Annotated in this window: 23 protein-coding genes; 13 read left to right on the top strand and 10 right to left on the bottom strand. The window is 74.3% G+C overall.

Annotated features, from left to right (window positions below; genetic code table 11):
- Positions 1–226: 226 nt before the first annotated feature.
- From O7633_RS19590 to pdhA, 4 genes are all read right to left on the bottom strand, one after another.
- Positions 227–364, bottom strand: a complete 138-nt coding sequence (locus O7633_RS19590) for a hypothetical protein (protein WP_165823299.1) — start codon at positions 362–364, stop codon at positions 227–229.
- Positions 365–586: 222 nt separating this feature from the next.
- Entirely contained in the window at positions 587–2,089 is a 1,503-nt protein-coding gene (locus O7633_RS19595; RefSeq protein WP_282323463.1) for a dihydrolipoamide acetyltransferase family protein, read from the bottom strand.
- The gene (locus O7633_RS19600) at positions 2,086–3,075 is read right to left on the bottom strand and encodes an alpha-ketoacid dehydrogenase subunit beta (protein WP_091282661.1); all 990 of its coding nucleotides are present in this window, start codon (positions 3,073–3,075) and stop codon (positions 2,086–2,088) included. The genes O7633_RS19595 and O7633_RS19600 overlap by 4 nt, the downstream gene beginning before the upstream one ends.
- A complete protein-coding gene (pdhA, locus tag O7633_RS19605) occupies positions 3,075–4,262 on the bottom strand; it encodes a pyruvate dehydrogenase (acetyl-transferring) E1 component subunit alpha (RefSeq protein ID WP_282323464.1) in 1,188 nt (395 codons plus the stop codon). The genes O7633_RS19600 and pdhA overlap by 1 nt, the downstream gene beginning before the upstream one ends.
- Before the next feature lie 509 nt (positions 4,263–4,771).
- Between pdhA and O7633_RS19610 the strand changes: the two genes are divergently transcribed.
- Both O7633_RS19610 and O7633_RS19615 read left to right on the top strand, forming a co-directional pair.
- A complete protein-coding gene (locus O7633_RS19610; RefSeq protein ID WP_282328720.1) occupies positions 4,772–5,650 on the top strand; it encodes a hypothetical protein in 879 nt (292 codons plus the stop codon).
- A 59-nt stretch (positions 5,651–5,709) separates the two neighbouring features.
- Complete coding sequence (locus tag O7633_RS19615; protein WP_282328598.1) at positions 5,710–6,282, top strand: phosphatase PAP2 family protein; 573 nt, start codon at positions 5,710–5,712, stop codon at positions 6,280–6,282.
- Between the two features lie 114 nt (positions 6,283–6,396).
- Here O7633_RS19615 and O7633_RS19620 read toward each other — a convergent pair whose 3' ends face one another.
- From O7633_RS19620 to O7633_RS19630, 3 genes are read right to left on the bottom strand one after another with little or no spacing between them, the layout of a single operon-like run.
- Positions 6,397–7,617, bottom strand: a complete 1,221-nt coding sequence (locus tag O7633_RS19620) for a hypothetical protein (protein WP_074475642.1) — start codon at positions 7,615–7,617, stop codon at positions 6,397–6,399.
- Positions 7,618–7,672: 55 nt separating this feature from the next.
- Positions 7,673–9,367 (bottom strand): GTPase, encoded by a 1,695-nt coding sequence (locus O7633_RS19625; protein WP_282323465.1) that lies wholly within the window; start codon positions 9,365–9,367, stop codon positions 7,673–7,675.
- Positions 9,364–11,211, bottom strand: a complete 1,848-nt coding sequence (locus O7633_RS19630) for a GTPase domain-containing protein (RefSeq protein WP_282323466.1) — start codon at positions 11,209–11,211, stop codon at positions 9,364–9,366. The genes O7633_RS19625 and O7633_RS19630 overlap by 4 nt, the downstream gene beginning before the upstream one ends.
- Positions 11,212–11,423: 212 nt before the next feature.
- On the opposite strand from O7633_RS19630, the gene dnaK reads away from it, so the two are divergent.
- The 5 genes from dnaK (at position 11,424) to O7633_RS19655 (ending at position 16,137) form a co-directional block, all read left to right on the top strand.
- Positions 11,424–13,280, top strand: a complete 1,857-nt coding sequence (dnaK, locus tag O7633_RS19635) for a molecular chaperone DnaK (protein ID WP_074475639.1) — start codon at positions 11,424–11,426, stop codon at positions 13,278–13,280.
- A 47-nt stretch (positions 13,281–13,327) separates the two neighbouring features.
- Positions 13,328–14,071: a nucleotide exchange factor GrpE gene (grpE, locus tag O7633_RS19640; RefSeq protein WP_043961131.1), complete on the top strand. Its 744-nt coding sequence runs from the start codon at positions 13,328–13,330 to the stop codon at positions 14,069–14,071.
- A gap of 79 nt (positions 14,072–14,150) precedes the next feature.
- Positions 14,151–15,338 (top strand): molecular chaperone DnaJ, encoded by a 1,188-nt coding sequence (dnaJ, locus tag O7633_RS19645; protein WP_178062789.1) that lies wholly within the window; start codon positions 14,151–14,153, stop codon positions 15,336–15,338.
- A 32-nt stretch (positions 15,339–15,370) separates the two neighbouring features.
- The gene (locus tag O7633_RS19650; RefSeq protein ID WP_282323467.1) at positions 15,371–15,805 is read left to right on the top strand and encodes a MerR family transcriptional regulator; all 435 of its coding nucleotides are present in this window, start codon (positions 15,371–15,373) and stop codon (positions 15,803–15,805) included.
- 137 nt (positions 15,806–15,942) lie between these two features.
- Positions 15,943–16,137, top strand: a complete 195-nt coding sequence (locus O7633_RS19655; protein WP_282323468.1) for a hypothetical protein — start codon at positions 15,943–15,945, stop codon at positions 16,135–16,137.
- A gap of 13 nt (positions 16,138–16,150) precedes the next feature.
- On the opposite strand, the gene O7633_RS19660 is transcribed toward O7633_RS19655, so the two are convergent.
- From O7633_RS19660 to O7633_RS19670, 3 genes are all read right to left on the bottom strand, one after another.
- On the bottom strand, positions 16,151–16,582 hold the full coding sequence (locus tag O7633_RS19660; RefSeq protein WP_074475634.1) for a hypothetical protein: 432 nt from the start codon (positions 16,580–16,582) through the stop codon (positions 16,151–16,153).
- A gap of 191 nt (positions 16,583–16,773) precedes the next feature.
- A complete protein-coding gene (locus O7633_RS19665; protein ID WP_178062791.1) occupies positions 16,774–17,982 on the bottom strand; it encodes a cation:proton antiporter in 1,209 nt (402 codons plus the stop codon).
- A 7-nt stretch (positions 17,983–17,989) separates the two neighbouring features.
- Positions 17,990–18,490: a cation:proton antiporter regulatory subunit gene (locus O7633_RS19670; protein ID WP_178062792.1), complete on the bottom strand. Its 501-nt coding sequence runs from the start codon at positions 18,488–18,490 to the stop codon at positions 17,990–17,992.
- 31 nt (positions 18,491–18,521) lie between these two features.
- Here O7633_RS19670 and O7633_RS19675 point away from each other — a divergent pair, with 31 nt between their 5' ends.
- The 6 genes from O7633_RS19675 to O7633_RS19700 all read left to right on the top strand — a co-directional run bounded on the left by O7633_RS19675 (position 18,522) and on the right by O7633_RS19700 (position 24,467).
- Entirely contained in the window at positions 18,522–19,610 is a 1,089-nt protein-coding gene (locus O7633_RS19675; RefSeq protein ID WP_282323469.1) for a hypothetical protein, read from the top strand.
- Between the two features lie 160 nt (positions 19,611–19,770).
- Complete coding sequence (gene clpB / locus O7633_RS19680; RefSeq protein WP_178062794.1) at positions 19,771–22,362, top strand: ATP-dependent chaperone ClpB; 2,592 nt, start codon at positions 19,771–19,773, stop codon at positions 22,360–22,362.
- An 82-nt stretch (positions 22,363–22,444) separates the two neighbouring features.
- On the top strand, positions 22,445–22,816 hold the full coding sequence (locus O7633_RS19685) for a hypothetical protein (protein WP_282323470.1): 372 nt from the start codon (positions 22,445–22,447) through the stop codon (positions 22,814–22,816).
- Between the two features lie 88 nt (positions 22,817–22,904).
- Positions 22,905–23,537 carry a DUF4178 domain-containing protein gene (locus tag O7633_RS19690; protein WP_074475629.1) on the top strand — a complete coding sequence of 211 codons (633 nt, stop codon included), beginning with the start codon at positions 22,905–22,907 and terminating at the stop codon, positions 23,535–23,537.
- Positions 23,538–23,541: 4 nt separating this feature from the next.
- The gene (locus O7633_RS19695; protein ID WP_278130589.1) at positions 23,542–24,045 is read left to right on the top strand and encodes a DUF2617 family protein; all 504 of its coding nucleotides are present in this window, start codon (positions 23,542–23,544) and stop codon (positions 24,043–24,045) included.
- Positions 24,042–24,467, top strand: a complete 426-nt coding sequence (locus O7633_RS19700; protein ID WP_282323471.1) for a DUF4247 domain-containing protein — start codon at positions 24,042–24,044, stop codon at positions 24,465–24,467. The genes O7633_RS19695 and O7633_RS19700 overlap by 4 nt, the downstream gene beginning before the upstream one ends.
- Positions 24,468–24,482 lie beyond the last annotated feature (15 nt).

The following is a 24,482-nucleotide window of genomic DNA, read 5'->3' on the forward strand; positions in this document are numbered from 1 at the left end:
CGCGGCCTCCGGGGAGCACCGGCCGTCACTCCGCGTCGCCGGACGGTGTCGAGCAGCTTCTATCGGCGCGACGGGGTCCGGGCGGGCGGTTGACGACCGAGCCCCACCGTACCGGGCGGTGCGGCGAGGCGGAATCCCGGTGTCAATAGGCCCGAAACGCCGACGACCCGCCCGGGCGAACCGGGCGGGTCGTCGAACTGGAGGAGGGTGAGAAAAGTGTGGGGCGTCAGCTCATGTGACGCTGGGCGATGGCGAGAAGCTCCTCGCGGACCGCGGGCGAGTTGGCGGACCGCAGCGCGTGCTCGATGGCACGGGCCCGGCGGTTGGCGTCGCGGCGGTTGCGGATTCGCTCGATCATGCTCATCTGGGTTCTCCTCCTGGCTATTCGGTTGTCGACCCCTTGATGACTCAATTGAACCGCATCCAGCCCGGAACTTCCAACGATTAGTAGGTGAGCTGAGACACCTGCCTAAGGATCGTAGGTCAACGGGGTGATGTGGCGGCGCTTTCTTCTTCCAACGGCCACGGCCGGTGTGCCGGGCGTTCACCCGTGGCACACCGGCCGTGGCTGCGGTGTCGTGATCCGTCAGGTCCAGGCGAGCAGCGCCGCCTCCGGGTCGGTCAGGAAGTCCCCGATGTCGCGGAGGAACTTCGAGCCGAGTTCGCCGTCGATGATCCGGTGGTCGAAGGAGAGCCCCAGCGTGGTCACCTGGCGTGGGCGGACCTTGCCCTTGTGCACCCAGGGCATCTCGCGGACCGCGCCGAAGGCCAGGATCGCCGACTCGCCCGGGGGCAGGATCGGCGTGCCGGTGTCCACCCCGAACACCCCGACGTTGGTGATCGTCAGGGTGCCGCCGGACATGTCGGCCGGCGACGTCCGCCCGGCCTTCGCCGTCTGCACCAGGTCGGTCAGCGCGTCCGCCAGCTCACGCAGCGTGAGCCGGCCGGCGTCCTTGACGTTCGGCACGATCAGGCCGCGCTCCGTGGCCGCCGCGATGCCCAGGTTGACGTACTCCTTGACGACGATCTCGTCGCCGGCCCACGTCGAGTTGACCATCGGGTGCCGCCGCACCGCCAGCAGCACCGCCTTGGCGACCAGCAGCAGCGGCGAGACCCGCACGTCGCGCCACTCCCGCCGGCCGCGAAGCCGGTCCAGGGCCTTCATCGCCCGGGTCACGTCGACGGTCAGGAACTCCGTCACGTGCGGCGCGGTGAAGGCCGAGCGGGACATGTTCTCGGCGGTGAGCCGGCGTACCCCCTTGACGGGGATGCGCCGCTCGCGGTCCGCGCCGAACGACGCGGCCGACGCGGCCGGCGCCGCGACCGTCGGCGGCCCGGCCGCCGTCGCGGTGCCGCTCGCCGCCCGCTGTACGTCCTCCCGGGTGATCGAGCCCAGCGGCCCCGACCCGGTCAGCGCGCCGAGGTCGACGCCGAGATCCTTGGCGAGCTTGCGCACCGGCGGCTTGGCCAGCACCAGCCCGCCGGGTCGCCCGTTGCCGTTCACGGTCGCCGGTGCCGGTGCGACGGGTGCCGGCGCCGCAGCGACCGGGGCCGCCGCAGTGACAGGAGCCGCCGCCGGGGCGGACGCGGCCGGAGCGGTGGCGGGCCGCTCCGGCGGCGTGCCCTTGCGCGGGCGGCGCTTGGCCGGCGCGTTGCGCGGGCCGTAGCCGACCAGCACGGCGGTGCGCCCGCCCGGCGCCACGCCGCCGATCAGCCCCGGCTCGACCATGCCCTCCGCGGGCGCGATCTCGACGGCGGCCAGGGACGCCGCCGACGGGGTCGGCAGGTCGGCGGCCGGCGCGCCCGTCGTCGACGCCTCGACCGGGCCCGCGCCCGGGTCGGTGTCGATCGCGATGATCGGCGTGCCGACCTCGACCGTGCTCCCCTCCGGGTGGAAGATCGACCGCACCTGGCCGGCCCACTTGGCGGGGATCTCGACGGCCGCCTTCGCCGTCTCCACCTCCACGATCGGCTGGTTCAGCTCGATCGTGTCGCCCTCTTTGACCAGCCAGGCGAGGATCTCGCCCTCGGTCAGCCCCTCGCCCAGGTCGGGCAGGTTGAACTCCTTGATCCGCGACACCCCGCTCACCACCCGAAGGCGCGGTCGACGGCGTCGAGCACCCGGTCGAGGTCCGGAAGGTATTCCTCCTCCACCCGGGACGCCGGGTAGGGGGTGTCGAAGCCGGTCACCCGCAACACCGGGGCCTCCAGCGAGTAGAAGCACTCCTCGGTGACCCGGGCGGCGATCTCCGCGCCCAGGCCCAGGTTGCCCGGGGCCTCGTGCACCACCACGCACCGGCCGGTGCGCCGCACCGACTCGTAGACGGCGGTCAGGTCCAGCGGGGAGAGCGTGCGCAGGTCGACGACCTCCAGCTCCCGGCCGTCCTCGGCCGCGGCGGCCGCCGCGTCCAGGCAGGTCCGCACCATCGGCCCGTACGCCAGGACGGTGGCGTCCGTCCCGGCCCGCGCCACCCGGGCCGAGTGCAGCGGGTACGCCGCCGACAGCGGGGCCTCCAGGTCGACCGGGCCCTTCTCCCAGTAGCGCCGCTTCGGCTCCAGGAAGACGATCGGGTCGTCCGAGGCGACCGCCTGCTGGATCATCCAGTAGGCGTCTTGGGGGTTGGCGCAGGTCACGACCTTCAGACCGGCGGTGTGCGCGAAGTACGCCTCCGGCGACTCCGAGTGGTGCTCGACCGCGCCGATGCCGCCCCCGTACGGGATCCGGATGACCATCGGGATGCGGACCTTGCCCTGCGAGCGGTAGTGCATCTTCGCCACCTGCGACACGATCTGGTCGTACGCGGGGTAGACGAAGCCGTCGAACTGGATCTCGCAGACCGGGCGGAAGCCGCGGATGGCCAGGCCGACCGCGGTGCCGATGATGCCGGACTCGGCGAGCGGGGTGTCGATCACCCGCTGGTCGCCGAAGTCCTTCTGGAGGCCGTCGGTGATCCGGAACACGCCGCCGAGCTTGCCGACGTCCTCGCCCATGATGACGACCTTCTGGTCGTGCTCCAGGGCCCGGCGCAGGCCGGCGTTGAGGGCCTTGCCGAGGGTGAGCGTCTCCGTGGCCATCAGTGGGCGCTCCCTTCGAACGACTCCAGGTAGCGGCTGAACTGCGCCCGCTGCTCGTCGAGCTCCGGGGACCCGTGCGGGTAGACGTGGTCGAACATCGTCACCGGCTCGGGGTCGGGCATGGCGAGCACCCGCTCGCGCAGGTGCACCGACTCGGCGCGGGCCTGCTCGTCGACCTCGGCGAAGAACGCCCCGTCGGCGATCTTCTGCTTCTCCAGGAACGTCTTCATCCGGGCGATCGGGTCCTTGGCCTGCCAGGCCTCGACCTCGCTGGCGATCCGGTAGCGGGTCGGATCGTCGGAGGTGGTGTGCGCCCCCATCCGGTAGGTGTACGCCTCGATCAGGCTCGGGCCCTGGCCGTGCCGCGCGTTGTCCAGCGCGTGCCGGGTCACCGCGTACGAGGCGAGGACGTCGTTGCCGTCCACCCGTACGCCGGGGAAGCCGAAGCCGCGCGCCCGCTGGTAGAGCGGGACGCGGGTCTGCCGCTCCAGGGGCTCGGAGATGGCGTACTGGTTGTTCTGGCAGAAGAACACCAGCGGGGCGTTGAAGACGCTGGCCCAGACGAACGCCTCGTTCACGTCGCCCTGGCTGGTCGCGCCGTCGCCGAAGTAGGCGATCACCGCCTCGCCGTCGTCGCCGCCGGTCTTGCCGTCCATGTGGACGCCCATCGCGTACCCGGTCGCGTGGAGGGTCTGCGCCCCGATCACGATCGTGTACATGTTGAACTTGAACTCGTTCGGGTCCCAGCCGCCCTGGTCGACGCCCCGGAACAGGCCGAGCGGCATGATCGGGTCGATGCCCCGGCAATAGAGCACGCCGTGCTCGCGGTAGGTCGGGAAGGCCATGTCCTGCCGGCGCAGCGCCCGCCCGGAGCCGACCTGCGCCGCCTCCTGGCCGAGCAGGCTGGCCCACAGCCCCAGCTCGCCCTGCCGTTGCAGGGCGGTGGCCTCGGCGTCGAGCTTGCGGACCAGCACGAGGTCGCGGTAGAGCCCGCGGTACTCCTCGTCGGTGAAGTCGGCGCGGTACTCCGTGCCGTCCGGCCCGAACGCGCTCTCGATGCGCTCGCCGGCGGGCGTGAGCAGCTGCACGAGTTCCGGGTCGCCGCCAGCCGTCGCGGCCGTTCGCTTGGCACGGGGTGCGGCTCGCCGGCCGCGGGTGGTGGTGACCCCGGGGTCGCCCTTTGCCATCCGTCTCTCCCTGTCGTGGTCTGCGCCGGCACCGGGGGTGACCCGCTCCGCGCAGTGCGTGCACCCGCCCGGCTGGTGCCGGGCTGGTTCCTGGCGGCCGCGCCTAGCCCCGGTGAGGGTTGCCGCGCGGCGTGAGCCGGATTCCGTGCGAACCCGGTTCGGGAGCGCCGGCGTCGTACCGCGCCTGCCGCAGGGTGCGCGGAGGTCGCGGCTGCGTTGCCGTCGTGCCACAAATCATGGCAGAGGAGGTGAGCGCGCCCACAGTACGCCCGCCCCGGATTCCGGGGGCTGTCGGGTTTGTGGCTGGTGGGGCCCTCTGTCCGGCGAGGACCGTGAGTCGCCGGGGCGGGCCGGACAATTTGTGTGTCGACACGCGGTGGCTCCTGGTGAACTGGCCGTCACTGAGTCAAGCTGATGGAGTCGGTGGGTGTTTCATGGGTTTATGCCCGTTTCGACCCTTGGTGGTTCACCGGCCTGCATCGATGACCGACGACGGACGAGGAGTGCGCGTGTCCCAGCCAGGCGAGGGTCCCACCGTGCCGCTGCTCGGCCGGCACCGTGCGGCCGGGGGCGGCTACCGTCGGGTCGTGGGAGTCCACCGCGCCCCCGGCTCCGGCGGCCCCGGGCGCGGATACCTCTTCACCGTCGCCCTGCTCGCCGGCACCGCCTCGATGCCGATCCTCGCCGCCATCAGCACCGGGTCGGCCACGGTGGGCAGCACCGCCCTCCCCGACAGCAGCACCCCGTTCATCCCCACGCGCTCGGTCGGGCCGGTGATCGTGCCGGCGACCGGTCCACCCGCGGTCGCCCCCGCCACCCCGAAGGGCCCGGTGGCGACGCCGCAGACCGGGCTGCCGGGCCCGGGTCTCCCGCCGCCCGCGCCCGCGCCGATCGTGCCGGCCGCTCCCGACCGGTCGGACCCCGAGGTGGTCCACCGCCCGCCGCCGCTGCGGGTGCCGACCCTGCCCCCGCCGCCGACGGTCACCCCCAGCCCCACCCCGACGCCGCGCCCCTCCCCGGCGCCGGCCCCGAGCGGGGAACCGACCCCGCCGACCGGGCCGACGGCGACCCTCTCCGCCTCGGCCCAGGTGCCGGAACCGTCCTCGGGCACCGAGCCGACCGCGAGCGCGGACCCGACGGCCGGCCCCGGCCCGACGGCCGGCCCCGGCCCGACGGCCGGCCCCGGCCCGACGGCGACCGGGGAACCCGCCCCGGACCCCGGGCCGACGACGGGTGGCGGACCTGCCCCGGCCGCGCTCAGGGCGGTGCCCGGCCCGCCCCCGCAGCGTCGCCCGACGGCCGCCGCGCCCGGCCGCCGCCCCAGCCCGGCTCCGCAGGCTCCGGCGGTCCCGCCCCGGCCCACCGCCACCGGGGAGCGACAGGGCTGAGCGGACCGGATCGCCCCCCGGCGGGACAGGAGCGCCGCCACGTCACGCCCGGCCCGGGGCTGCGCGTCGCCCGCCTGGTCACCGAGCTGACCGCGCCCGCCGTCCTGGTGACCACGCTGACCATGCTGGTTGGCTGGTTCGGCGGCGACGGCGGCGCGCACGGGCTGGCCTGGGGGCTGCTCGCCACCGTCTTCGCCAGCGGGATCCCGTTCGCGTACATCGTCGGCGGGGTACGTCGTGGGCGGCTCACCGACCACCACGTCGGCGTACGCGAACAGCGCCGGACGCCGCTGCTGTTCGGGCTCGCCTCGGCGGCGGCCGGCTGGGTCCTGCTGGCCGCGTTCGGCGCGCCCCGCCCGCTGCTGGCGCTGGTGGCGGCCGGCGTCGTGGGGCTCGTGGTGGCGGTGACCGTCAGCCACCGGTGGAAGATGTCGATCCACACGGCGGTGGCCGCCGGCGCGGTGGTGGTGCTGGTGCTCACCTTCGGCCCCCCGCTGGTGGCCGCCGCACCGGTGCCGGTGCTGGCCGGCTGGTCGCGGGTGCGGCTGCGGGCCCACACCCTGCCGCAGGTCCTGGTGGGCGGGACCGTCGGCGGGCTGGTGGCCGGAGCCGTCTACGGCGCGCTGGCCTGACCACCCCCGCGCGGCCCCGGCCGGGCCCCCGACCGGGGCCGGGCCCGGCCAGGGCGCTGCGACCGGGGCCGCGCCGCGTCGGGTCAGGCCCCGTCGGGCCCGGGCCGCGTCGGGTCAGGCCCCGTCGTCGGCGAGCCGGTGCCGGTTCGCCTCGATCCAGGCGTCGAGGGCGGCCGGGTCGTCCGGGTCCACCCCGTCGGCCATCAGCTGAGCGACCGCCGCCGTGGCGGGGCTGCGGCGCTCACCGGTGGAGTAGAGCCGGGCGAACTCGGGGATCATCTCCTCGACCGCCGTGTCGGTGCGCTCCGCCGCCGCCTGCGGCAGCCCCTTGCGCCGGGCCGCGTACGCCGCCCAGCCGCGCAGCACCCGGGGCAGCATCGCGGCGTCGTCCATGTCGAGCACGGCCCGCCGGTGGACCCAGTCGAGCAGGAACAGCTCGGCGACCGTGGGGCTCCAGCGCAGCGCGTCGGCGTCGGGGAAGCTCGCCGCGTGGTCGAGCAGCAGGCTGAGGCAGAAGTGCAGCGAGGCCAACCCCGCGTCGTCGGACGGGTCGAGGTCGTAGCGGGCGGCCTCGGGCGAGGCGAGGAACGCCCGGACCAGCTCCGTGCGCTGGTCGCCGGAGAGGGGCTCGGCGTCCCGGGTGGACCCGGGGGCCGGCGGGGGCAGCAACGCCAGCCGGGCACCGGCAAGCGCCCGGTCGGTGGCGAGGGACCCCTCGGCGGGCAGCTCGCCCAGGTCGTCGGTGACGGCCAGGTGCCGGCCGACCTCGCCGTGCATCCGGGCCGGGTCCTCCTCCCGGAACCACGTCAGCTCGTCGCCGTCGACCATCTCCCGGACCTGCTCGACGATGCGCCCCGCAGGGCCGCCCACGAAGACGTCCTTGGTGATGCCGATGTTGTGGTCGACCAGGGCCACCAGCGCGTGCTCGGGGCCGCCGGCAGCGTCGTCGTAGGCGAACGTGGCGAGGTAGGAGGTCTGGTCGCCGTACACGTCGCCGTAGCTCCAGGTGCCGGTGAGGCGCACCCGCCCGAGGTGCGCGGCCCAGGCCGGGGCCTGGGTGCCGGGGTTGACCTTCGCCGCGCCCTCGGCGTCGGGCACCAGGGCGGCGAAGACGGAGCGGATGGTCCTCGCCGCGGCCGTGCGGCGGCGGGAGGTGGCGGCGAGGAAGCCCGTGACGAACTCCCGGACGGCCGTTTCCCGGTCGGTCTCCGCGACCGAGTAGACGCTGCCGAGCAGCGCCGCGCCGAGCATCTCGGCATCGAGGGCGGTGTCGAGCCTGGTCACGTCGCGTGCGGCGTGCAGCACCGCGTCGTAGGGGGTCTGAGGCGTGGCCATGCGTCGACCCTACGCCCGCCGACGGTCCCCGAACAGCGAAGAAAGACGCCGGTCGTCAGCGGCCGGCGGCGTCGTGCAACGCCTGCCACGCCTGCCCGTGACGGGCCAGCACCGCCCGCACCGGCTCCACCACGTGCTCCTGCCCGACCGCGCCGACGGCGAGGGCGAGCCGCTTCTCGGCCCGGCCGCGCGCCCGGCGGGCCGCCCACCGCACCACGGGCCTGGTCGAGGCTGCCACCAGCAGCCCGGCGAGCAGGCCGCCGAGCAGCAGCACGGTGGGCAGCGGCACCTCGCCGACGCGGGGATTGTCCAGGGCGGGCAGGCCGAGGGCGCGCAGCGCGTAGCCGAGCGCGAGCCAGCCGAGGCCGGCCACGGCCGCGAGGGTGACCAGCCACTGCACCCCGCCGACGATCCGCCACCAGGCGGGCCGCCGGTCCAGCCCGAGGTCGGTCTGCGCCACCGCGCGGTCCAGGGCGTCCGGCAGGTCGCCGAGCCGGGACCGGGCGGCGGTGGTCACGGCGGTCGCCCACGCGTCGGGCAGGTCGGCCCCGGCGCGGTCGGCCACCGCCCGCACGGCCAGGCCCAGCGCCGAGCGCTGTGCGGCGGTCGGATCGGGTACGGAGGTCGCGGCGACCAGGCTCTCCGCCGGGTCGCCGGCGTCGCCGCCGCCGGTCGGGCCGGGCAGGTGCAGCCGGCGCAGCGGGTCGGGGCGCAGCCGCCGCCAGCCGCGCACCAGCGGCCAGCCGGTGCTCGCGGCGGCCCGGTGCCGGTAGGCGCCCTCGACCGCCTCGGCCACCGCCGGCACCCCGGCCGCCCCGGCCAGCGCCCGGTTCAGCCCGGAGGCGGGCCCGGCGTCCGGCACGTCGGCCGGGGGCTCGGCGGCGACCAGCTCCGCCAGCCCGGCGACGACCGTGTCCACGTCGCCGGCGAGGCGGAGCAGGGCGGCCTGCCGCTCGGCGACCGTGCGTTCCAGCGTGGCCCGCAGCTCGGTGATCCCGCCCGGGTCGACGGCGGTGGTGGCCAGCAGCGGCACCCCGTCCAGGCCGTCGGCGTCGAGCAGCCGGCGCAGGTCGGCCAGGACGCGGGGCAGCTCGGCCGGGGGCAGCCGGTCGGCCTGGTTCAGCACGACCAGCGTCACGTCCCGGTGCCGGTGGAACTCGCGCAGGTAGCTGGAGTGGACGACCCGGTCGGCGTACTTCTGCGGGTCGACGACCCAGATCACCAGGTCGACCAGGCCGAGCAGCCGGTCGACCTCCAGCCGGTGCGACCGCTGCACCGAGTCGAAGTCGGGCAGGTCGAGCAGGACCAGCCCGTGCAGGGCCGACTCGTCGTCGCCGTCGAGCGCGCTCTCCCGGACGAACCGGTGCCGGGGCAGCACGCCGGTCCAGTCGAGCAGCCGGGTCGCGCCGTCGAGCGGGCCCCAGACGCAGGCGTGGGCCACGCCGGTGGTGGGGCGGCGTACCCCGACGGGGGACAACTCGAACCGGGCGAGCGCGTTGAACAGGCTCGACTTGCCGCTGCCGGTGGCGCCGGCGAGGGCGACGACGGTGTGGTCGCGGGAGAGCGAGAGTCGGGTGCCGGCGCGCTCGACGAGGGTGTGCGCGGGCACGAGCTGGGTGTCGGGAAGCTGGCCGTCGGCCGCTTCGAGGAACCGCCGGACGGCGGCGAGGCGGGCGATCAGCGCGTCCGGGTCGACCCGCTGGCCGCCGCGCAGCGCCTCGCGTACGCGGCCGACGATGTTCGGGCTCACCGCGCCCCACCCTCCGGGGCCAGGGCCGGGGGCAGGGCGGCCGCGCCGGCCGCCGCGAGGCCGCTGCGGTGCCGGGCCTGCTCCACCCGCTCGGCCGCCGCCCGCAGGGCGTCCCCCGCGTCCGCCGCCGGCCGGGCCGTCGCCGTGCGGGACAGGAACCGGGTGGCCTCGGCGTCGAGCAGCTCGCGGACCCGCGCCAGCAGGTCGCCCCGGGCCTTCGCGGCCAGCGTACGCACGGCCTGGTCGCCGAAGATCGCCTGGAGCACGGCCTGCCCGGCGACCGTCGTGCCGGCCCCCGTGGCGACCTCCAGCCCGGTCGGGATGAACGCGGTCGAGGCGAACACGGCGATCATCACGGCGAGCCCGGTGGCGTTGACCGCGTACGCGGCGGTGCGGGCGACGAACCGCCGGTCGGCGCCCTCGGACCGGACCAGCTCCAGCACCCCGCGTTGCCAGTCGCGGACCAGCCGTTCGGCGCGGTCGGGGAAGTCGGCGCCCGGATGGGCCAGCGGCGGTTCGAGCAGGGCCGCCCCGGCGGGGTGCGCCCGCCACCCGGTGTAGGTGTTCTCGGCCGCCTCGGCGGCGACCCCGCGCAGCAGGGTGACGAGCTGCGACTCGATGGCGTCGCGCAGCTCGGTGGCGGGGGCGGGCCGGCCGGTCACCGCCGCCAGGAGCCGGTCGCGCAGCCGGCCGATCCGGGCCTCCAGGGTGCGGAAGAACTCGCCGGTGCCGACGAACTCCTGCCACCGGGCGAGCACCTCGCCGCGCAGCAGCCGGCCGTCGCGCAGCCCCTGCTCCACGGTGCGCTCGGCCCCCTGGTAGGCGGCGGTGACCCGGTCGTCGAGGGCGTCGGCGGCGTCCCCCTGCTCGTCGGCGGCGTCGGCCAGGCCCACGACGGCCGGGACGAGCGCGGCGAGCGCGCCGTCGAGGGTCTGCCGGACGACGGCGGCGCGTGCCTCGGCGTCGGCGGCGAGCCGGGAGAACCAGCCGCCCAGCGGGTCGGTGACCTTGTCGGGCAGCAGGCCCTGGCCGTCGACCCAGGTCTCCGGGAGGACGAACAGGGGCGCCGCGCCGAGGCCCTGTTCGGCGAGCATCTCGGCCAGGTGGGCGGCGACCTCGTCGGTGGCCTCCGCCGGCACCCGGTCGAGCACCATGGCGATCACCACCCCCCGGGCCCGGGCCGTGTGCAGCAGCTCCCAGGGCACCGCGTCGGCGTAGCGGGCGGCGGTGGTGACGAAGAGCCAGAGGTCGGCGGCGGCGAGGAGCTGGCCGGCGAGCGCGCGGTTGGCGTCGACCACGGAGTCGATGTCGGGGGCGTCGAGGAAGGCCAGCCCGGCGGGGAGCGCCGGGGCGGTGACGAGCTGGAGGGTGCCCGGGTCCTCGCTCGGCTCGTTGGTGCGGGTGAGGCCGGGCAGCAGCTCGCCCTGGCGGAACCAGCCGGAGTCGGCGGGGTTGCAGACGAGCACCGGCGAGCGGGTGGTCGGCCGGAGCACCCCGGCGGCGCTGACCCGGGCCTGGACGAGGCTGTTGACCAGTGTCGACTTGCCGGCCCCGGTGGAGCCGCCGACGACCACGAGCAGTGGCGCGTCGAGCCGGGCGAGCCGGGGCAGGAGGTAGTCGTCGAGCTGCGCGGTGAGGCTCGCGCCGAGCTGTCGGGCGGCCTCGGCCGAGGGCAGGGCGAGCGGGAACCGGGCCGCGCCGATCGCGGCCCGCAGGGCGGTGAGCGCGGCGGGCAGGCCGTCCGCGGAAGGGCCGGACGGGTCCTCCCCGGCATCCCCCGTGCCGGTACGGGCGGCGACGGCGGGCGAACCGGGATCGATGGCGGGCTCGCCGTGCGTCGTCACCGCTAAAGCGTGCCCGACCGACGCAAGGTAAGACAACCGGGCTCCCCCGAACGCGAGGTTGCGTCGGGTCGGCTCAACTCGACTTGACGATCGCCGTACGCGTGGCACTATTGAGTCAAGTTCACTCAACTTGTGGCGAGCGAGCGACGGGAGAGCCCCCGTCACCTGCTCCGACGCGAGAAGCCTCCAACGTAAGAAGCGAGGAAGCGAAGATGGCACGTGCGGTCGGTATCGACCTCGGCACGACGAACTCCTGCGTCAGCGTTCTCGAGGGCGGTGAGCCCACCGTCATCGCGAACGCTGAGGGCTCGCGGACGACCCCGTCGATCGTCGCGTTCGCCCGCAACGGGGAGGTCCTCGTCGGCGAGGTCGCCAAGCGCCAGGCGGTGACGAACCCGGACCGGACCATCCGGTCGGTCAAGCGGGAGATCGGCACCAACTGGACCGTCGACATCGACGGCAAGAAGTACACCCCGCAGGAGATCTCGGCCCGGACGCTGATGAAGCTCAAGCGGGACGCCGAGGCGTACCTGGGCGAGCAGATCACCGACGCGGTGATCACCGTCCCGGCCTACTTCAACGACGGCCAGCGTCAGGCCACCAAGGAGGCCGGCGAGATCGCCGGCTTCAACGTGCTGCGGATCGTGAACGAGCCGACCGCGGCGGCCCTGGCGTACGGGCTGGACAAGGGCTCCAAGGAGCAGACCGTCCTGGTCTTCGACCTCGGCGGCGGCACCTTCGACGTGTCGCTGCTGGAGCTGGCCGAGGGCGTCGTCGAGGTCAAGTCGACCAGCGGCGACAACCAGCTCGGCGGCGACGACTGGGACCAGCGGATCATCGACCACCTGGTGAAGACCTTCCGGGGCGAGCACGGCATCGACCTGGCCCAGGACAAGATGGCCCTCCAGCGGCTGCGCGAGGCGGCCGAGAAGGCCAAGATCGAGCTGTCGGCGGCCACCACCACCAACATCAACCTGCCGTACATCACGGCCGGCTCCGCCGGCCCGCTGCACCTGGACGTGACGCTCAGCCGCGCCGAGTTCCAGCGGATGACGCAGGACCTGCTGGACCGCTGCAAGGGCCCGTTCGAGCAGGCCGTCAAGGACGCCGGGATCAAGGTCGCCGACGTCGACCACGTCATCCTCGTCGGCGGCTCCACCCGGATGCCGGCCGTCACCGACCTGGTCAAGCAGCTCACCGGCAAGGAGCCCAACAAGGGCGTCAACCCCGACGAGGTCGTCGCCGTCGGCGCCGCCCTCCAGGCCGGCGTGCTCAAGGGCGAGGTCAAGGACGTCCTGCTGCTCGACGTGACCCCGCTGAGCCTGGGCATCGAGACCAAGGGCGGCATCTTCACCAAGCTCATCGAGCGCAACACCACCATCCCGACCAAGCGCTCCGAGGTCTTCACCACGGCCGACGACAACCAGCCGTCGGTGCTGATCCAGGTGTTCCAGGGCGAGCGGGAGATCGCGGCCTACAACAAGAAGCTCGGCACCTTCGAGCTGACCGGCCTCCCGCCCGCGCCGCGCGGCGTGCCCCAGATCGAGGTCACGTTCGACATCGACGCCAACGGCATCGTGAACGTGCACGCGAAGGACCTGGGCACCGGCAAGGAGCAGAAGATGACGATCACCGGCGGCTCCTCGCTGCCGAAGGACGACATCGAGCGGATGCGCCGCGACGCCGAGGAGCACGCCGAGGACGACAAGCGTCGCCGCGAGGAGGCGGAGACCCGCAACCTCGCCGAGGCGCTCCAGTGGCAGACCGAGAAGTTCCTCGCCGAGAGCGGCGACAAGCTGCCGGGCGAGAACCGGGAGCAGCTCAACGAGGCGCTCGGCGAGCTGCGCGGCGCGCTCGGCGGCCAGGACATCGACAAGATCAAGGCGGCCCACGAGAAGCTCGCGCAGGTCTCCCAGCAGGCCGGCTCGCTGCTCTACGCGTCGCAGCAGGCCGAGCAGGGCGAGCAGCCGGGGGCGGCCGGCCCGGGCGCCGGCGCAACCGGCGGCGCGAAGGCCGGCGGCGCCGACGACGTGGTCGACGCGGAGATCGTGGACGAGGACAAGAAGTGACGATGCGCCTCGGACATGTATCGACGGCCAAGGGATGAGGTAACCGCATGACGGAGAAGCCACGAGCCGCCGACCCGGTGGAGTCCGGGTCGACGCCGGGTGGCTCCGCGACCGCCGGCCAGTCCGCCGGTGAGCAGCCGCGGGTCGTCATCCGTGACAATCGCAAGATCAGCAAGTCCGAGGTGCCCGCCGCGGCCGACGCCGGGGCCGACACCCCGGCGGAGGGCCTGGTCGAGGACGCCGAGATCGTGGTCGACGAGATCGAGGTCGAGGCCGCGTCGGTCGACGGGCCGCCCGTCGTCGACGCCCCGGCCCAGCCCGTCGAGGGCGGCGCGCCGCCCGCCGCGGCACCGCTCGGCGCCGAGCTGGAGGCGCTGCGGGCCGAGCTGGACGAGCGGACCCGGGACCTGCAACGGGTGACGGCGGAGTACGCCAACTACCGCAAGCGGGTCGACCGGGACCGCAGCCTCGTCCAGGAGCAGGCGACCGGCTCGGTGCTCGCCGCGCTGCTGCCGATCCTCGACGACCTGGACCGCGCCCGCGAGCACGGCGACCTGGTGGGCCCGTTCGGCACCGTCGCCGAGCAGCTCACCACCGCGCTGGGCAAGTTCGGCCTGTCGGCGTTCGGCGAGCAGGGCGACCCGTTCGACCCGACCCGGCACGAGGCGGTGGCCCACCAGACGTCCGCCGACGTGACCGAGCCGACCTGCGTGCAGGTCATGCGCCGGGGCTACCAGCTCGGCGAGCGGCTGCTGCGGCCGGCCATGGTCGCGGTCGCCGACCCGGAGTAGTGCCGACCCGTGTCGTCCCGTCCGCCCGCACCGGGCGGGCGGGACGTCCGGGGTACGTCCCGTGGAAGGGGGTGGACCGGTGAGTACCAAGGACTGGATCGAGAAGGACTACTACGCCACGCTGGGCGTGCAGAAGTCCGCCTCCTCGGACGAGATCAAGAAGTCGTACCGGAAACTGGCCCGGGAGTCGCACCCGGACCACAACCCGGGCGACACCGGGGCCGAGGAGCGGTTCAAGGCCGTCTCCGAGGCGTACGCCGTGCTCGGCGACGAGGCCAAGCGCCGCGAGTACGACGAGATGCGCTCGCTGTTCGGCTCCGGCCAGTTCCGGCGCAACGCCCGGGGCGCGGGCGGCCCCGGCGGGCAGCCGTTCGACGTGTCCGACCTGTTCGGCGGCGCGGCGGGCGGCGGTGACCGGCGCTTCGGCGGGGCCGGCTTCCAGGACCTGTTCAGCTCGATCTTCTCCGGCGGCGGCGGTGCCGGCGGCCCGGCCCGCCCGCGCGGCCCGGCGAAGGGCCGGGACATCGAGACCGAGGTGGCGCTCGACTTCGGCGACGCGGTACGCGGGGTCACCCTCCCGCTGACCCTGCGCGCGCCCGGGGTCTGCGACACGTGCTCCGGTAGCGGGGCGAAGCCGGGCACCTCGCCGGTGACCTGCCAGGTCTGCCACGGCGCCGGGGTGACCAACCGCAACCAGGGTTCGTTCAGCTTCTCCGAGCCGTGCCGCAACTGTCAGGGCGTGGGGACGGTCGTCGAGGAGAAGTGCCCGGAGTGCCACGGCACCGGCGGGGTCACCAAGACCCGCACGCTGAACGTCCGCTTCCCCGCCGGGGTGGCCGACGGCCAGCGGATCCGGCTGAACGGGCGCGGCGAGCCGGGCGAGCGCGGCGGCCCGGCCGGCGACCTGTACGTGCACGTCAAGGTGCGGCCGGACGAGCTGTTCGGGCGCACCGGGGACGACCTGACCCTGACCGTGCCGATCACCTTCCCGGAGGCCGTGCTCGGCACGGACCTGCGGGTGCCCACGCTCGACGGCACGGTGACCCTGCGGGTCCCGCCGGGCACGCCGAGCGGCCGGGTGCTGCGTGCCCGGGGCAAGGGCGTCGTGCGCCGCGACGGAAAGGCCGGTGACCTGCTGGTCACCCTCGACGTGGTGGTGCCGGCCGGGGTGTCCGACGAGGCGCGGGCGGCGCTGGAGGCGTTCGCCGAGCAGACCCCGCCGGCCGCCCGGGAACATCTCGACGCCCGGGTGCGTCGGTTCAGTTGAGCCTGCTGGAGTGTGTGCGGAGGTGAGCGGGGATGGCGGGAGAGCACGTCGGCTCGGGTGACCCTGCCTACGAGGCCAAGGTGCTGATGATCTCGGTCGCGGCGCGGATGGCGGGGATGCATCCCCAGACCCTGCGCCAGTACGACCGGCTCGGCCTGGTGCAGGCCGGCCGGGCGGCCGGTGGCGGGCGTCGCTACAGCGTCCGGGACGTGGTGCTGCTGCGCGAGGTGCAGCGGCTCAGCCAGGACGAGGGGGTCAACCTCGCCGGCGTCAAGCGGATCATCGGGCTGGAACGCCTGCTGGAGCAGGCCCAGCAGCGGATCGCGCGGCTGGAGGCCGAGCTGGACGCCGCGTACCGGCGGGTGGTGGAGCTGGAGTCCCTCGCCCGGTTCCCGGGCAGCGACCTGGTGCCGACCAACCGCACCTCCACCGCCCTGGTGGTCTGGCGTCCCCGGCGCGACCGCTGACCCGCCGCTCGCCCCGCCGGAGCCCCGACGGCCCGGTCCGCTTCCCGGAACCCCGGCGCGGGCCGGGCCGGCTCCACTAACCTGCGAATCAGGCCGGCCCGCGCGATCCGGGCCCACCGCGCTGGCGAGGGGGAGCCATGTCGAAACAGGCCAAGAAGGTGGCGCAGCAGGCGGAGGAGCGGCTCGACCGGGTCGCCAGGTCCGCCCGACAGCAGTTCGACAAGATCACCGAGGGGCGGTTCACCGACAAGGTCCGGGAGGGCCGGTTCGCCGACCGGGGCGACGGCACCGACCGGGATCGGGGCGAGGGGCGCGGCGGCTCGGCCGCCTGAGGCGGCCCCGGCGTCAGCCGATCCGGCGGTTCTCGCGGACCAGGCCGCCCTCGCACCAGTCGCGGTAGACGAACAGGTGCGGGCGGGCCAGCAGCACGCGGCTGTTGTGCGCCCACGTCCGCATCATCTCGTCGCCGGTCCGCTCCGACTGCTCGACCAGCTTGCGGAAGCGGCGCTTCGGGTGGGCGCGGAAGTTCGTCCGGATGCCGTCGGCGGCGTAGATGTAGAGGCAGTGCAGCGCGAACCGGCGGGCCGGGCAGGCCGGGTCCATGGCCAGCTCGAAGAGGGTCTGCACCAGGTGGTCGCCGGAGACCAGCAGGTCCCAGTCCGGCGGCATCGACGTCAACGGCACCGAGTCGGGGTGGTACGCCCACGCCCGCAACTCCGCCGGGGACGGGTCGACGGGGTTGGCGAAGCCGTGGAACGTCGAGTCCTGCACGCTCACCGGCCAACCTTCCGCTCGCGCCCGGGGCGACCGACCGGCCACCCACGGACCCTTGCTGCTGGGGCGAAACGGTAACCCGCTGCGCCGACCAGGGGGAAGGGGCTCCCAGCACAATTCGGCATCCGATGGACGCGGGGCGGGGCCGACCGTACGGCCGACCCCGCCCCGGCGGACGGAAACTGAGTGACTGCTCAGTCGGTGGTGACCAGCGGCTCGGCGCGCTGGGTGACGGCCCGCTGCCGCAGCCACAGCTTGAACCAGGCGAAGTCGGGCAGCCGTGCCAGCATCGGCCCGGTCACCACGGTGATCAGCACGTACGCGGTGGCCAGCGCCGCCAGCTTCGGCTCGACGCTGCCGGCGGCCACGGCGAGCCCGGCGATGACGATGGAGAACTCGCCGCGCGGCACCAGGGCCAGCCCGGCCCGCCACCGGCCGGGTTCCTTGATCCCCACCCGCCGGGCGGCCAGGTATCCGGTCAGCGTCTTCGTCCCCATCGTCACCACGGCCAGCGCGAGCGCCGGCAGCAGCACGGGCGGGATGTCCCGGGGGTCGGTGACCAGGCCGAAGAAGACGAAGAACACCGCGGCGAACAGGTCCCGCAGGGGGGAGAGCATCTCGGTGGCGTGGTGCGCCACCGGGCCGGACAGGGCGATGCCGACGAGGAACGCGCCGACCGCCGCCGACACCTGGAGCTTCGCCGCGACGCCCGCGACCAGCAGGGTGAGCCCGAGCACGCCGAGCAGCAGCGCCTCCGGGTCCTTCGCCGACATCGCGGAGGAGATCAGGTGGCCGTACCGGATCGCCACCACGAGCACCAGCATGACGGTGCCGACGGCGACGCCCAGCGCGATGCCGCCGCCGAGCAGGCCGGTGCCGGCCAGCACGGCGGTGAGCAACGGCAGGTAGAGCGCCATCGCCAGGTCCTCGATGACCAGCACCGACAGCACCACCGGCGTCTCCCGGTTACCGAGCCGGCCCAGGTCGGCCAGCACCTTGGCGATCACGCCGGAGGAGGAGACCCAGGTGATGCCGGCCAGCACGATCGCGGCCACCCAGTCCCAGCCGAGCAGGAAGGCGAAGGCCGCGCCGGGCAGCGCGTTGAACACCCCGTCGATCAGGCCGGCTGGCGCCGCCGAGCGCAGGTTGCCGACGAGTTCGCCCGCCGAGTATTCCAGGCCGAGCATGACCAGCAGCAGGATCACGCCGATCTCCGCCCCGACGGCGAAGAACTCCTCGCTGGCGGTCAGCGGCAGCACGCCGCCGTGGCCGAAGACGAGCCCGGCGAGCAGGTAGAGGGGAATGGGGGAGAGGCCGATCCGCCGCCCGAGCCGCCCCAGCAGCCCGAGCAGGAACAGCAGCGCACCGACCTCGATGAGCAGAATCGTGGTTTCCTCGTGCATCCGCGCCTCAGCCGTCCGGGTCGCTGTCGGCGAGGATGGCGGTCACGCCGTCGAGCCCCTTGCGGGTGCCGACCACGACCACCACGTCACCGGCGTCGAATCGGAAGGCCGGGTCGGGCGAGACGATCACCTCGCCCTGGCGCAGCACCGCGACGATCGAGGCGCTGGTCCGGGTGCGGGCCTTCGTGTCGCCGAGCCGCCTGTTGACGTACTTGGAGCTGGCCGGGATGGCGATCTGCTCGGTGAGCAGCCCGGCGGCCTGCTCGCGCAGCCCGGAGAGCTGGCCGAGCATCAGCGACGCGCCCAGGATGTCCGCCAGCGCCTCCGCCTCGTCGTCCGTCAGCGGTATGTCGTGCTGGCAGGAATCGGGATCATCGGGGTCGTAGAGGACAAGGTCGCGGCGGCCATTGCGGTGGGAAACCACACCGAGCCGGCGTCCGGATTCCGTCAACAGGTCGTGACGCATTCCGATCCCGGGTAGGGCAGTCTGTTCGACACGTACTCGCACGGCGTCAGGCTACCGGTTGGGGGGTAGGCCGATGACTCGTCGGTTCGGCCGCAGAATGGTCGCGCTGCTGCTCACGCCCCTGCTGACCGGCTGCTCGATCGGCGACGTCCGTCGCCCGCCGCCGGACCGCGCCGCCCCGTCGCCCCGGCCGCCCGCGACCGCACCGACGCCGTCGCCCCCGGCCCCCGAGGTCGAGTTGCGCGAGGTCCGGGTCCCGGTCGGCAAGGGGTACGACCTTCCGTACGTCGAGTTCGTCACCGCCGAGCAGGCGTACGCCCTCTTCTCCAGCTGCCCGACGCGGGACTGCCCGGCGGTGCTCTACGCCACGGTCGACGGCGGCCGGTCCTGGCGGCGGCTCGTCCTCCCCCGCCTCGTTGCCGAGAACCCGCAGCTCTACGCCGCCCCGGAGGTGCTGGCGCTGCTCGCCGAGCCGCACGGCTGGTACACCTCCACCGACGGCGGGCGCACCTTCGCGCACACCACCGGAGGGCAGGAGCCCGTCGCCTGGCGCGCCGCCCAGGGTCGGTTCCAGATCGACGAGGCCACCGGCCGGGTGGTCCGCTGGGCGGGGCTGCGGGCGACGCCCCTGCCCGCCCAGCCGCCCGTGCGGCCCCTGCACGGCGTCGTCGAGGCCCGTGGCCTGCTGGTGGTGGCCGGCGTCGACGGCGGCAGGCCGTACGCGGCGGTCTCGACGGACCGGGGACGCACCTGGCAGCAGACCCCGGTGCCCGCGCCCGGCGGCGAGGTCGGGGTGCTGCGGCCGGTGGTCGGGCCGGACGGCGAGGCACGCCTGGTCGGCTGGCCGCCGGACCGGACGGGTTTCCCGGCGCTCTGGCGGTACCTGGGCCGGTGGGTGCCGGTGTTCGCCACAGGGCATCCCGCGCGGGCGGATTCCGTGGTCCCGCTGACCACCGGCCGCTTCGCCGTCAACGGTCCGGACGGCGCGGGCGTGGTGGCCGACGGCCGGTACGACCGGCTCGACTGGCCGGTCGCCCCCAAGCACCACCTGACCCTGCTGGCCGACGGCACGCTGGTGGGCCGCGCCCCCGACGAGGTGCTGCTGGCCGCCGGGCCGGTCGGCAACCGTCGCTGGGTGCGCGTGGTGCTGGACCCGGCCTGAGCGGGCGTGCCGCGCGCCTGCGGGCCGGGCGGTCCGTGCCGCACCGCCGTCCCGACCGAACCAGGGTGGAAGTGACTCGGGTCACACTGGCAAGGTTGAGCGGAATAGGCTCAACTCTGGTTGTGTCCTTCCTAGTGGACACGCCGATCCGGGGGAGCCCATGAACACGGAACGTCTCACCACCAAGAGCCGCGAGACCATCACCGGTGCCGTCGCGCTGGCGAACCAGCGCGGTCACGCCACCGTGGAGCCCTGGCACCTGCTGCTGTCGCTGCTGGACACCGAGGGGTCGACCGCCGCCGGCCTGCTGCGCGCCGCCGGGGCCGACCCCGCCGAGCTGCGCCGGGCCGCCCAGCGCGCCGTCGACGCCCTGCCGGCCGCCCGGGGCTCCAGCATCGCCGAGCCCACGCTGGCCCGCGAGTTCGTCAACGCCATCGGCGCCGCCGAGCAGATCGCCCGGCCGCTCGGCGACGAGTACACCTCGACCGAGCACCTGCTCGCCGGCCTGGCCCGGGTCGGCGGCGCGGTCGCCACCGCGCTGCGCAACGCCGGTGCGACCGAGGAGAGCCTGGTCGCCGCGTTCCCGACCGTCCGGGGCGGGGACCGGCGGGTCACCACCGCCGACCCGGAGCAGACCTATCAGGCCCTGGCCAAGTACGGCGTCGACCTGACCGCCAGCGCCCGCGACGGGAAGATCGACCCGGTGATCGGCCGGGACTCCGAGATCCGCCGCGTCATCCAGGTGCTGTCCCGGCGTACCAAGAACAACCCGGTGCTGATCGGCGAGCCCGGCGTCGGCAAGACCGCGATCGTCGAGGGCCTCGCCCAGCGGATCGTGGCCGGTGACGTGCCCGAGTCGCTGCGCGACAAGAAGCTGGTCTCGCTCGACCTCGGCGCAATGGTGGCCGGGGCGCAATACCGGGGCCAGTTCGAGGAGCGCCTCAAGTCCGTGCTGGAGGAGATCAAGAACTCCGACGGCCAGGTCATCACGTTCCTCGACGAGCTGCACACCGTCGTCGGCGCGGGCAAGGGCGAGGGCTCGATGGACGCCGGCAACATGCTCAAGCCGATGCTCGCGCGCGGCGAGCTGCGGATGGTCGGCGCGACCACCCTCGACGAATACCGCGAGCACATCGAGAAGGACCCGGCCCTGGAGCGCCGCTTCCAGCCGGTGCTGGTCGGCGAGCCGACCATCGAGGACACCATCGGCATCCTGCGCGGGCTCAAGGAGCGCTACGAGGTGCACCACGGCGTACGCATCACCGACGCCGCCCTGGTCGCCGCCGCCGCCCTGTCCGACCGCTACATCACCGACCGGTTCCTGCCGGACAAGGCGATCGACCTGGTCGACGAGTCCGCGTCCCGGCTGCGCATGGAGATCGACTCCCGGCCGGTCGAGGTCGACGAGATCGAGCGGGCCGTGCGCCGGTTGGAGATCGAGGAGATGGCGCTGGCCAAGGAGCCCGACGCCGCCTCCGCCGAGCGCCTCGACCGGCTGCGCAAGGAGCTGGCCGACAAGCGCGAGCAGCTCACCGCCCTCTCCGAGCGCTGGCAGACGGAGAAGAGCCACATCACCAAGCTGTCCACCGCCAAGGAGGAGCTGGAGCGGCTCGGTGGCGAGGCCGAGCGGGCCGAGCGCGACGGCGAGCTGGAGCGGGCCGCCGAGCTGCGCTACGGCCGTATCCCCGCCCTCAAGGCCGACCTCGCGAAGGCCGAGGAGGAGCTGGCCCGGCTCCAGGCCGACGGCGCGATGCTCAAGGAGGAGGTCGGCGCGGACGACATCGCCGCCGTCGTCGCCTCCTGGACGGGCATCCCCGCCGGCCGGCTCCTCGAAGGCGAGACCGCCAAGCTGCTGCGGATGGAGGAGTCGCTGGGCGCGCGCGTGGTCGGCCAGGCCGAGGCCGTCTCGGCCGTCTCCGACGCGGTGCGCCGCGCCCGGGCCGGCGTCGCCGACCCGGACCGCCCCACCGGCAGCTTCCTCTTCCTCGGCCCGACCGGCGTCGGCAAGACCGAGCTGGCCAAGGCGCTCGCCGAGTTCCTCTTCGACGACGAGCGGGCCATGGTCCGCATCGACATGAGCGAGTACGGCGAGAAGCACTCCGTCGCCCGGCTCGTCGGCGCCCCGCCCGGGTACGTCGGCTACGAGGAGGGCGGCCAGCTCACCGAGGCGGTGCGCCGTCGGCCGTACTCGGTGATCCTGCTCGACGAGGTCGAGAAGGCCCACCCCGACGTCTTCGACGTGCTGCTCCAGGTGCTCGACGACGGCCGGCTCACCGACGGCCAGGGCCGCACGGTGGACTTCCGCAACGCGATCCTGATCCTCACCTCCAACCTCGGGTCGTCGGTGATCAGCGACCTGACGCTGGCCGAGGAGCAGCGCCGGGAGGGCGTCCTCGCGGTGGTCCGGTCGCACTTCAAGCCGGAGTTCCTCAACCGGCTCGACGACATCGTGGTCTTCGCCGCGCTGCTGGGCGACGACCTGCGGGCCATCGTCGACATCCAGCTCGACCGGATGCGGAAGCGGCTCGCCGACCGCCGGCTGACGCTGGACGTCAGCGAGGCCGCGCGGGGCTGGCTCGCCGAGCACGGGTACGACCCGATCTACGGTGCCCGCCCGCTGCGCCGGCTGGTGCAGTCCGCCATCGGCGACCAGCTCGCCCGGGCGCTGCTGTCCGGCGCGATCCGCGACGGCGACACGGTCCAGGTCGACCTGGCCGACGGCAAGGACGGCCTGACGGTCGCCGCGGCCTGACCCGCTGGCGTGAATGTTAATAGGGGCCCCCTGTACAACGTTTTGCGTTAACAGGGGGCCCTTCCTTCCAAGGGGGTTCGGGATGGGCGATCGGCTCGACGCGGCCGTGCGGAAGCTGGCGGACACCGACACGCTCGCCTTCGGCGGGGTCGGCTTCGCCGGCACGGTGCTGCCGGAGACCGAGGCGTACTTCGAGGTCGAGCGGCAGCTCGACGCGCACCCGGGGCGGGCCCGGCGGAAGGTCGACTGGCTGCTCGCGCACGGCTCGCCGGCCGGTCGGGCGTACGCGGCGACCCTGCTGGGGCGGGTCGACCCGGCCGCCGCCCGTGCCGCCTGGGAGGCGCTGCGCGGCTTCGAGGCCGAGTTCGTCACCTTCGCCGGCTGCATCATGGGCCGGACCCGGCTCGGTGACTACGCCGCCGCCCAGCTCAACAGCGCCGACGACGGCTCGTAACTGAGTAGTTACTCAGTCGTGCTCGGGTTTCCCCACGTGCGCGGGGTTGTTACCGTCTCCGCCGACGCGACTGGGGGAGGCGATCGGGTTGAACGGTTCGGTGGCGTATCTGGTGACGGGATTGGGCTGCCTCATCGCGGTGGCCGGCATCGTCGTCGCCGTGGTGGCGATGCAGCGCTCCCGCAGGGGCACGGGCGGGCGGCCCGGCCCGGTGGACCCGTTCCGGGACCGCGACGCCGACGCGCTGCGGGGCGACCCGCGCCGGCTGAGCCCCGGCGACATCGTCGAGATCCGCGGCACCTCGTACGGGGTGCGCGGCTCCGTGCTGCTCAAGGAGGGCAGCTGGACCTGGTCGGAGCACCTGCTCGACGACGCGGCCGGCGGTCAGCTCTGGCTCTCCGTCGAGGAGGACCCCGACGTGATCATGGTGCTCTGGACGACCGACCCGGCGCTCACCATCACCCCGGGCGCGCCGAGCATCGACCTCGACGGCCACCGGTACGTCAGCAAGGAGGCCGGGCACGCGCGGTTCACCGCCACCGGCAGCACGGGCCTCGACCCGTCCGGCGCGATGCGCTACCACGACTACCGGGGGCCGGGGAAGCTGCGGCTCTCCTTCGAGGCGTACGGCAACGCCGCGTGGGAGGTGGCCCGGGGCGACGAGCTGCACCGCTCCGACGTGATGATCTACCCGCAGTCCGGCCCGGCGAAGGTGGGCTGACCCCGTGCTGGTCACCCTCGACGCCCCGTACGTCGACACCAGCGCCGCCGACCTCAGCCTCGCCCTCGGCGACGGCGAACGCCCCGCGCTGCACGTGCTCGACCTCGACCTGCCCGCCGGGATCCGGCTGCGGCTGCGGCTGCTCGGCGCGTCACACCAGGTGGTGCTGCGCGCGGCCGGCACCGAGCTGACCGAGACCGTCGCCTGCCTCCCCGGCCGCCCGCCCGAGCTGCCCGCGACCCGGCTGGACGAGGCGAACGGCTACCGGTTCACCGCCACCGTGCTGCGCCCGGCCGGGGCGGAGCTGAGCACCCGGGTCGCCGCGCTCCGCGCCGAGCTGGCCGGCGACCCGTACGCGCTGGTCGGGGTGTTCCCCGGCGACGCCGACGCGGTGACGGCCCTCGCCGTGCGCACCGACCCGCCGGACGGGGCGGTCGGCTGGCGCACCTGGCACGCGTACCCCCAGACCAACGAGCTGGTCCTGACCGAGACGGTGGTGTCCCTATGACGTACCGACGCTGGTTCGTGGTGGGAGCGGCGGTCGCCGTGGTCGGCGCGCTGCTCGCCGCCTTCGCGATCTTCTACGGCAACTTCTCCCCGCGCGGCTACGTGCAGGACCGGTACACCCGGGCCGCCAGCCGCGACATCGGCCGGGACGCCGTGGCGTACACCTCGTCGAAGACGCCCAGCCAGGTCGCCAAGGAGGTCACCGACGCCTGGCAGCCGGCCGACCAGTACGTCGACGGCAGCGGCGTCTACCTGCGCTACGACGACGACTCGGTGGTGATCCTGCCGATCGCCGCCGGCTCGGTGATCCTGCTCGAACGCATGACCACCGCCTACCCCCGTTACCACTCGACCGTCGGGTCGCACTGGGGCTGGGGACGCGGCAGCACCGTCCGGGGCGGCGGCCCCGGCGCCGGCAAGTAGCCCGACGAACGCCCC

Source organism: Micromonospora sp. WMMD712 (genome assembly GCF_029581295.1).
Classification (GTDB): Bacteria; Actinomycetota; Actinomycetes; order Mycobacteriales; family Micromonosporaceae; genus Micromonospora; species Micromonospora carbonacea.

Bases quoted from the DNA above. Each gene is read 5' to 3' on its own strand.
- O7633_RS19590 (WP_165823299.1), bottom strand. From the start codon at position 364: ATGAGCATGATCGAGCGAATCCGCAACCGCCGCGACGCCAACCGCCGG.
- O7633_RS19600 (WP_091282661.1), bottom strand. From the start codon at position 3,075: ATGGCCACGGAGACGCTCACCCTCGGCAAGGCCCTCAACGCCGGCCTG.
- pdhA (WP_282323464.1), bottom strand. From the start codon at position 4,262: ATGGCAAAGGGCGACCCCGGGGTCACCACCACCCGCGGCCGGCGAGCC.
- O7633_RS19620 (WP_074475642.1), bottom strand. From the start codon at position 7,617: ATGGCCACGCCTCAGACCCCCTACGACGCGGTGCTGCACGCCGCACGC.
- dnaK (WP_074475639.1), top strand. From the start codon at position 11,424: ATGGCACGTGCGGTCGGTATCGACCTCGGCACGACGAACTCCTGCGTC.
- grpE (WP_043961131.1), top strand. From the start codon at position 13,328: ATGACGGAGAAGCCACGAGCCGCCGACCCGGTGGAGTCCGGGTCGACG.
- O7633_RS19650 (WP_282323467.1), top strand. From the start codon at position 15,371: ATGGCGGGAGAGCACGTCGGCTCGGGTGACCCTGCCTACGAGGCCAAG.
- O7633_RS19655 (WP_282323468.1), top strand. From the start codon at position 15,943: ATGTCGAAACAGGCCAAGAAGGTGGCGCAGCAGGCGGAGGAGCGGCTC.
- O7633_RS19665 (WP_178062791.1), bottom strand. From the start codon at position 17,982: ATGCACGAGGAAACCACGATTCTGCTCATCGAGGTCGGTGCGCTGCTG.
- O7633_RS19675 (WP_282323469.1), top strand. From the start codon at position 18,522: ATGACTCGTCGGTTCGGCCGCAGAATGGTCGCGCTGCTGCTCACGCCC.
- clpB (WP_178062794.1), top strand. From the start codon at position 19,771: ATGAACACGGAACGTCTCACCACCAAGAGCCGCGAGACCATCACCGGT.
- O7633_RS19685 (WP_282323470.1), top strand. From the start codon at position 22,445: ATGGGCGATCGGCTCGACGCGGCCGTGCGGAAGCTGGCGGACACCGAC.
- O7633_RS19700 (WP_282323471.1), top strand. From the start codon at position 24,042: ATGACGTACCGACGCTGGTTCGTGGTGGGAGCGGCGGTCGCCGTGGTC.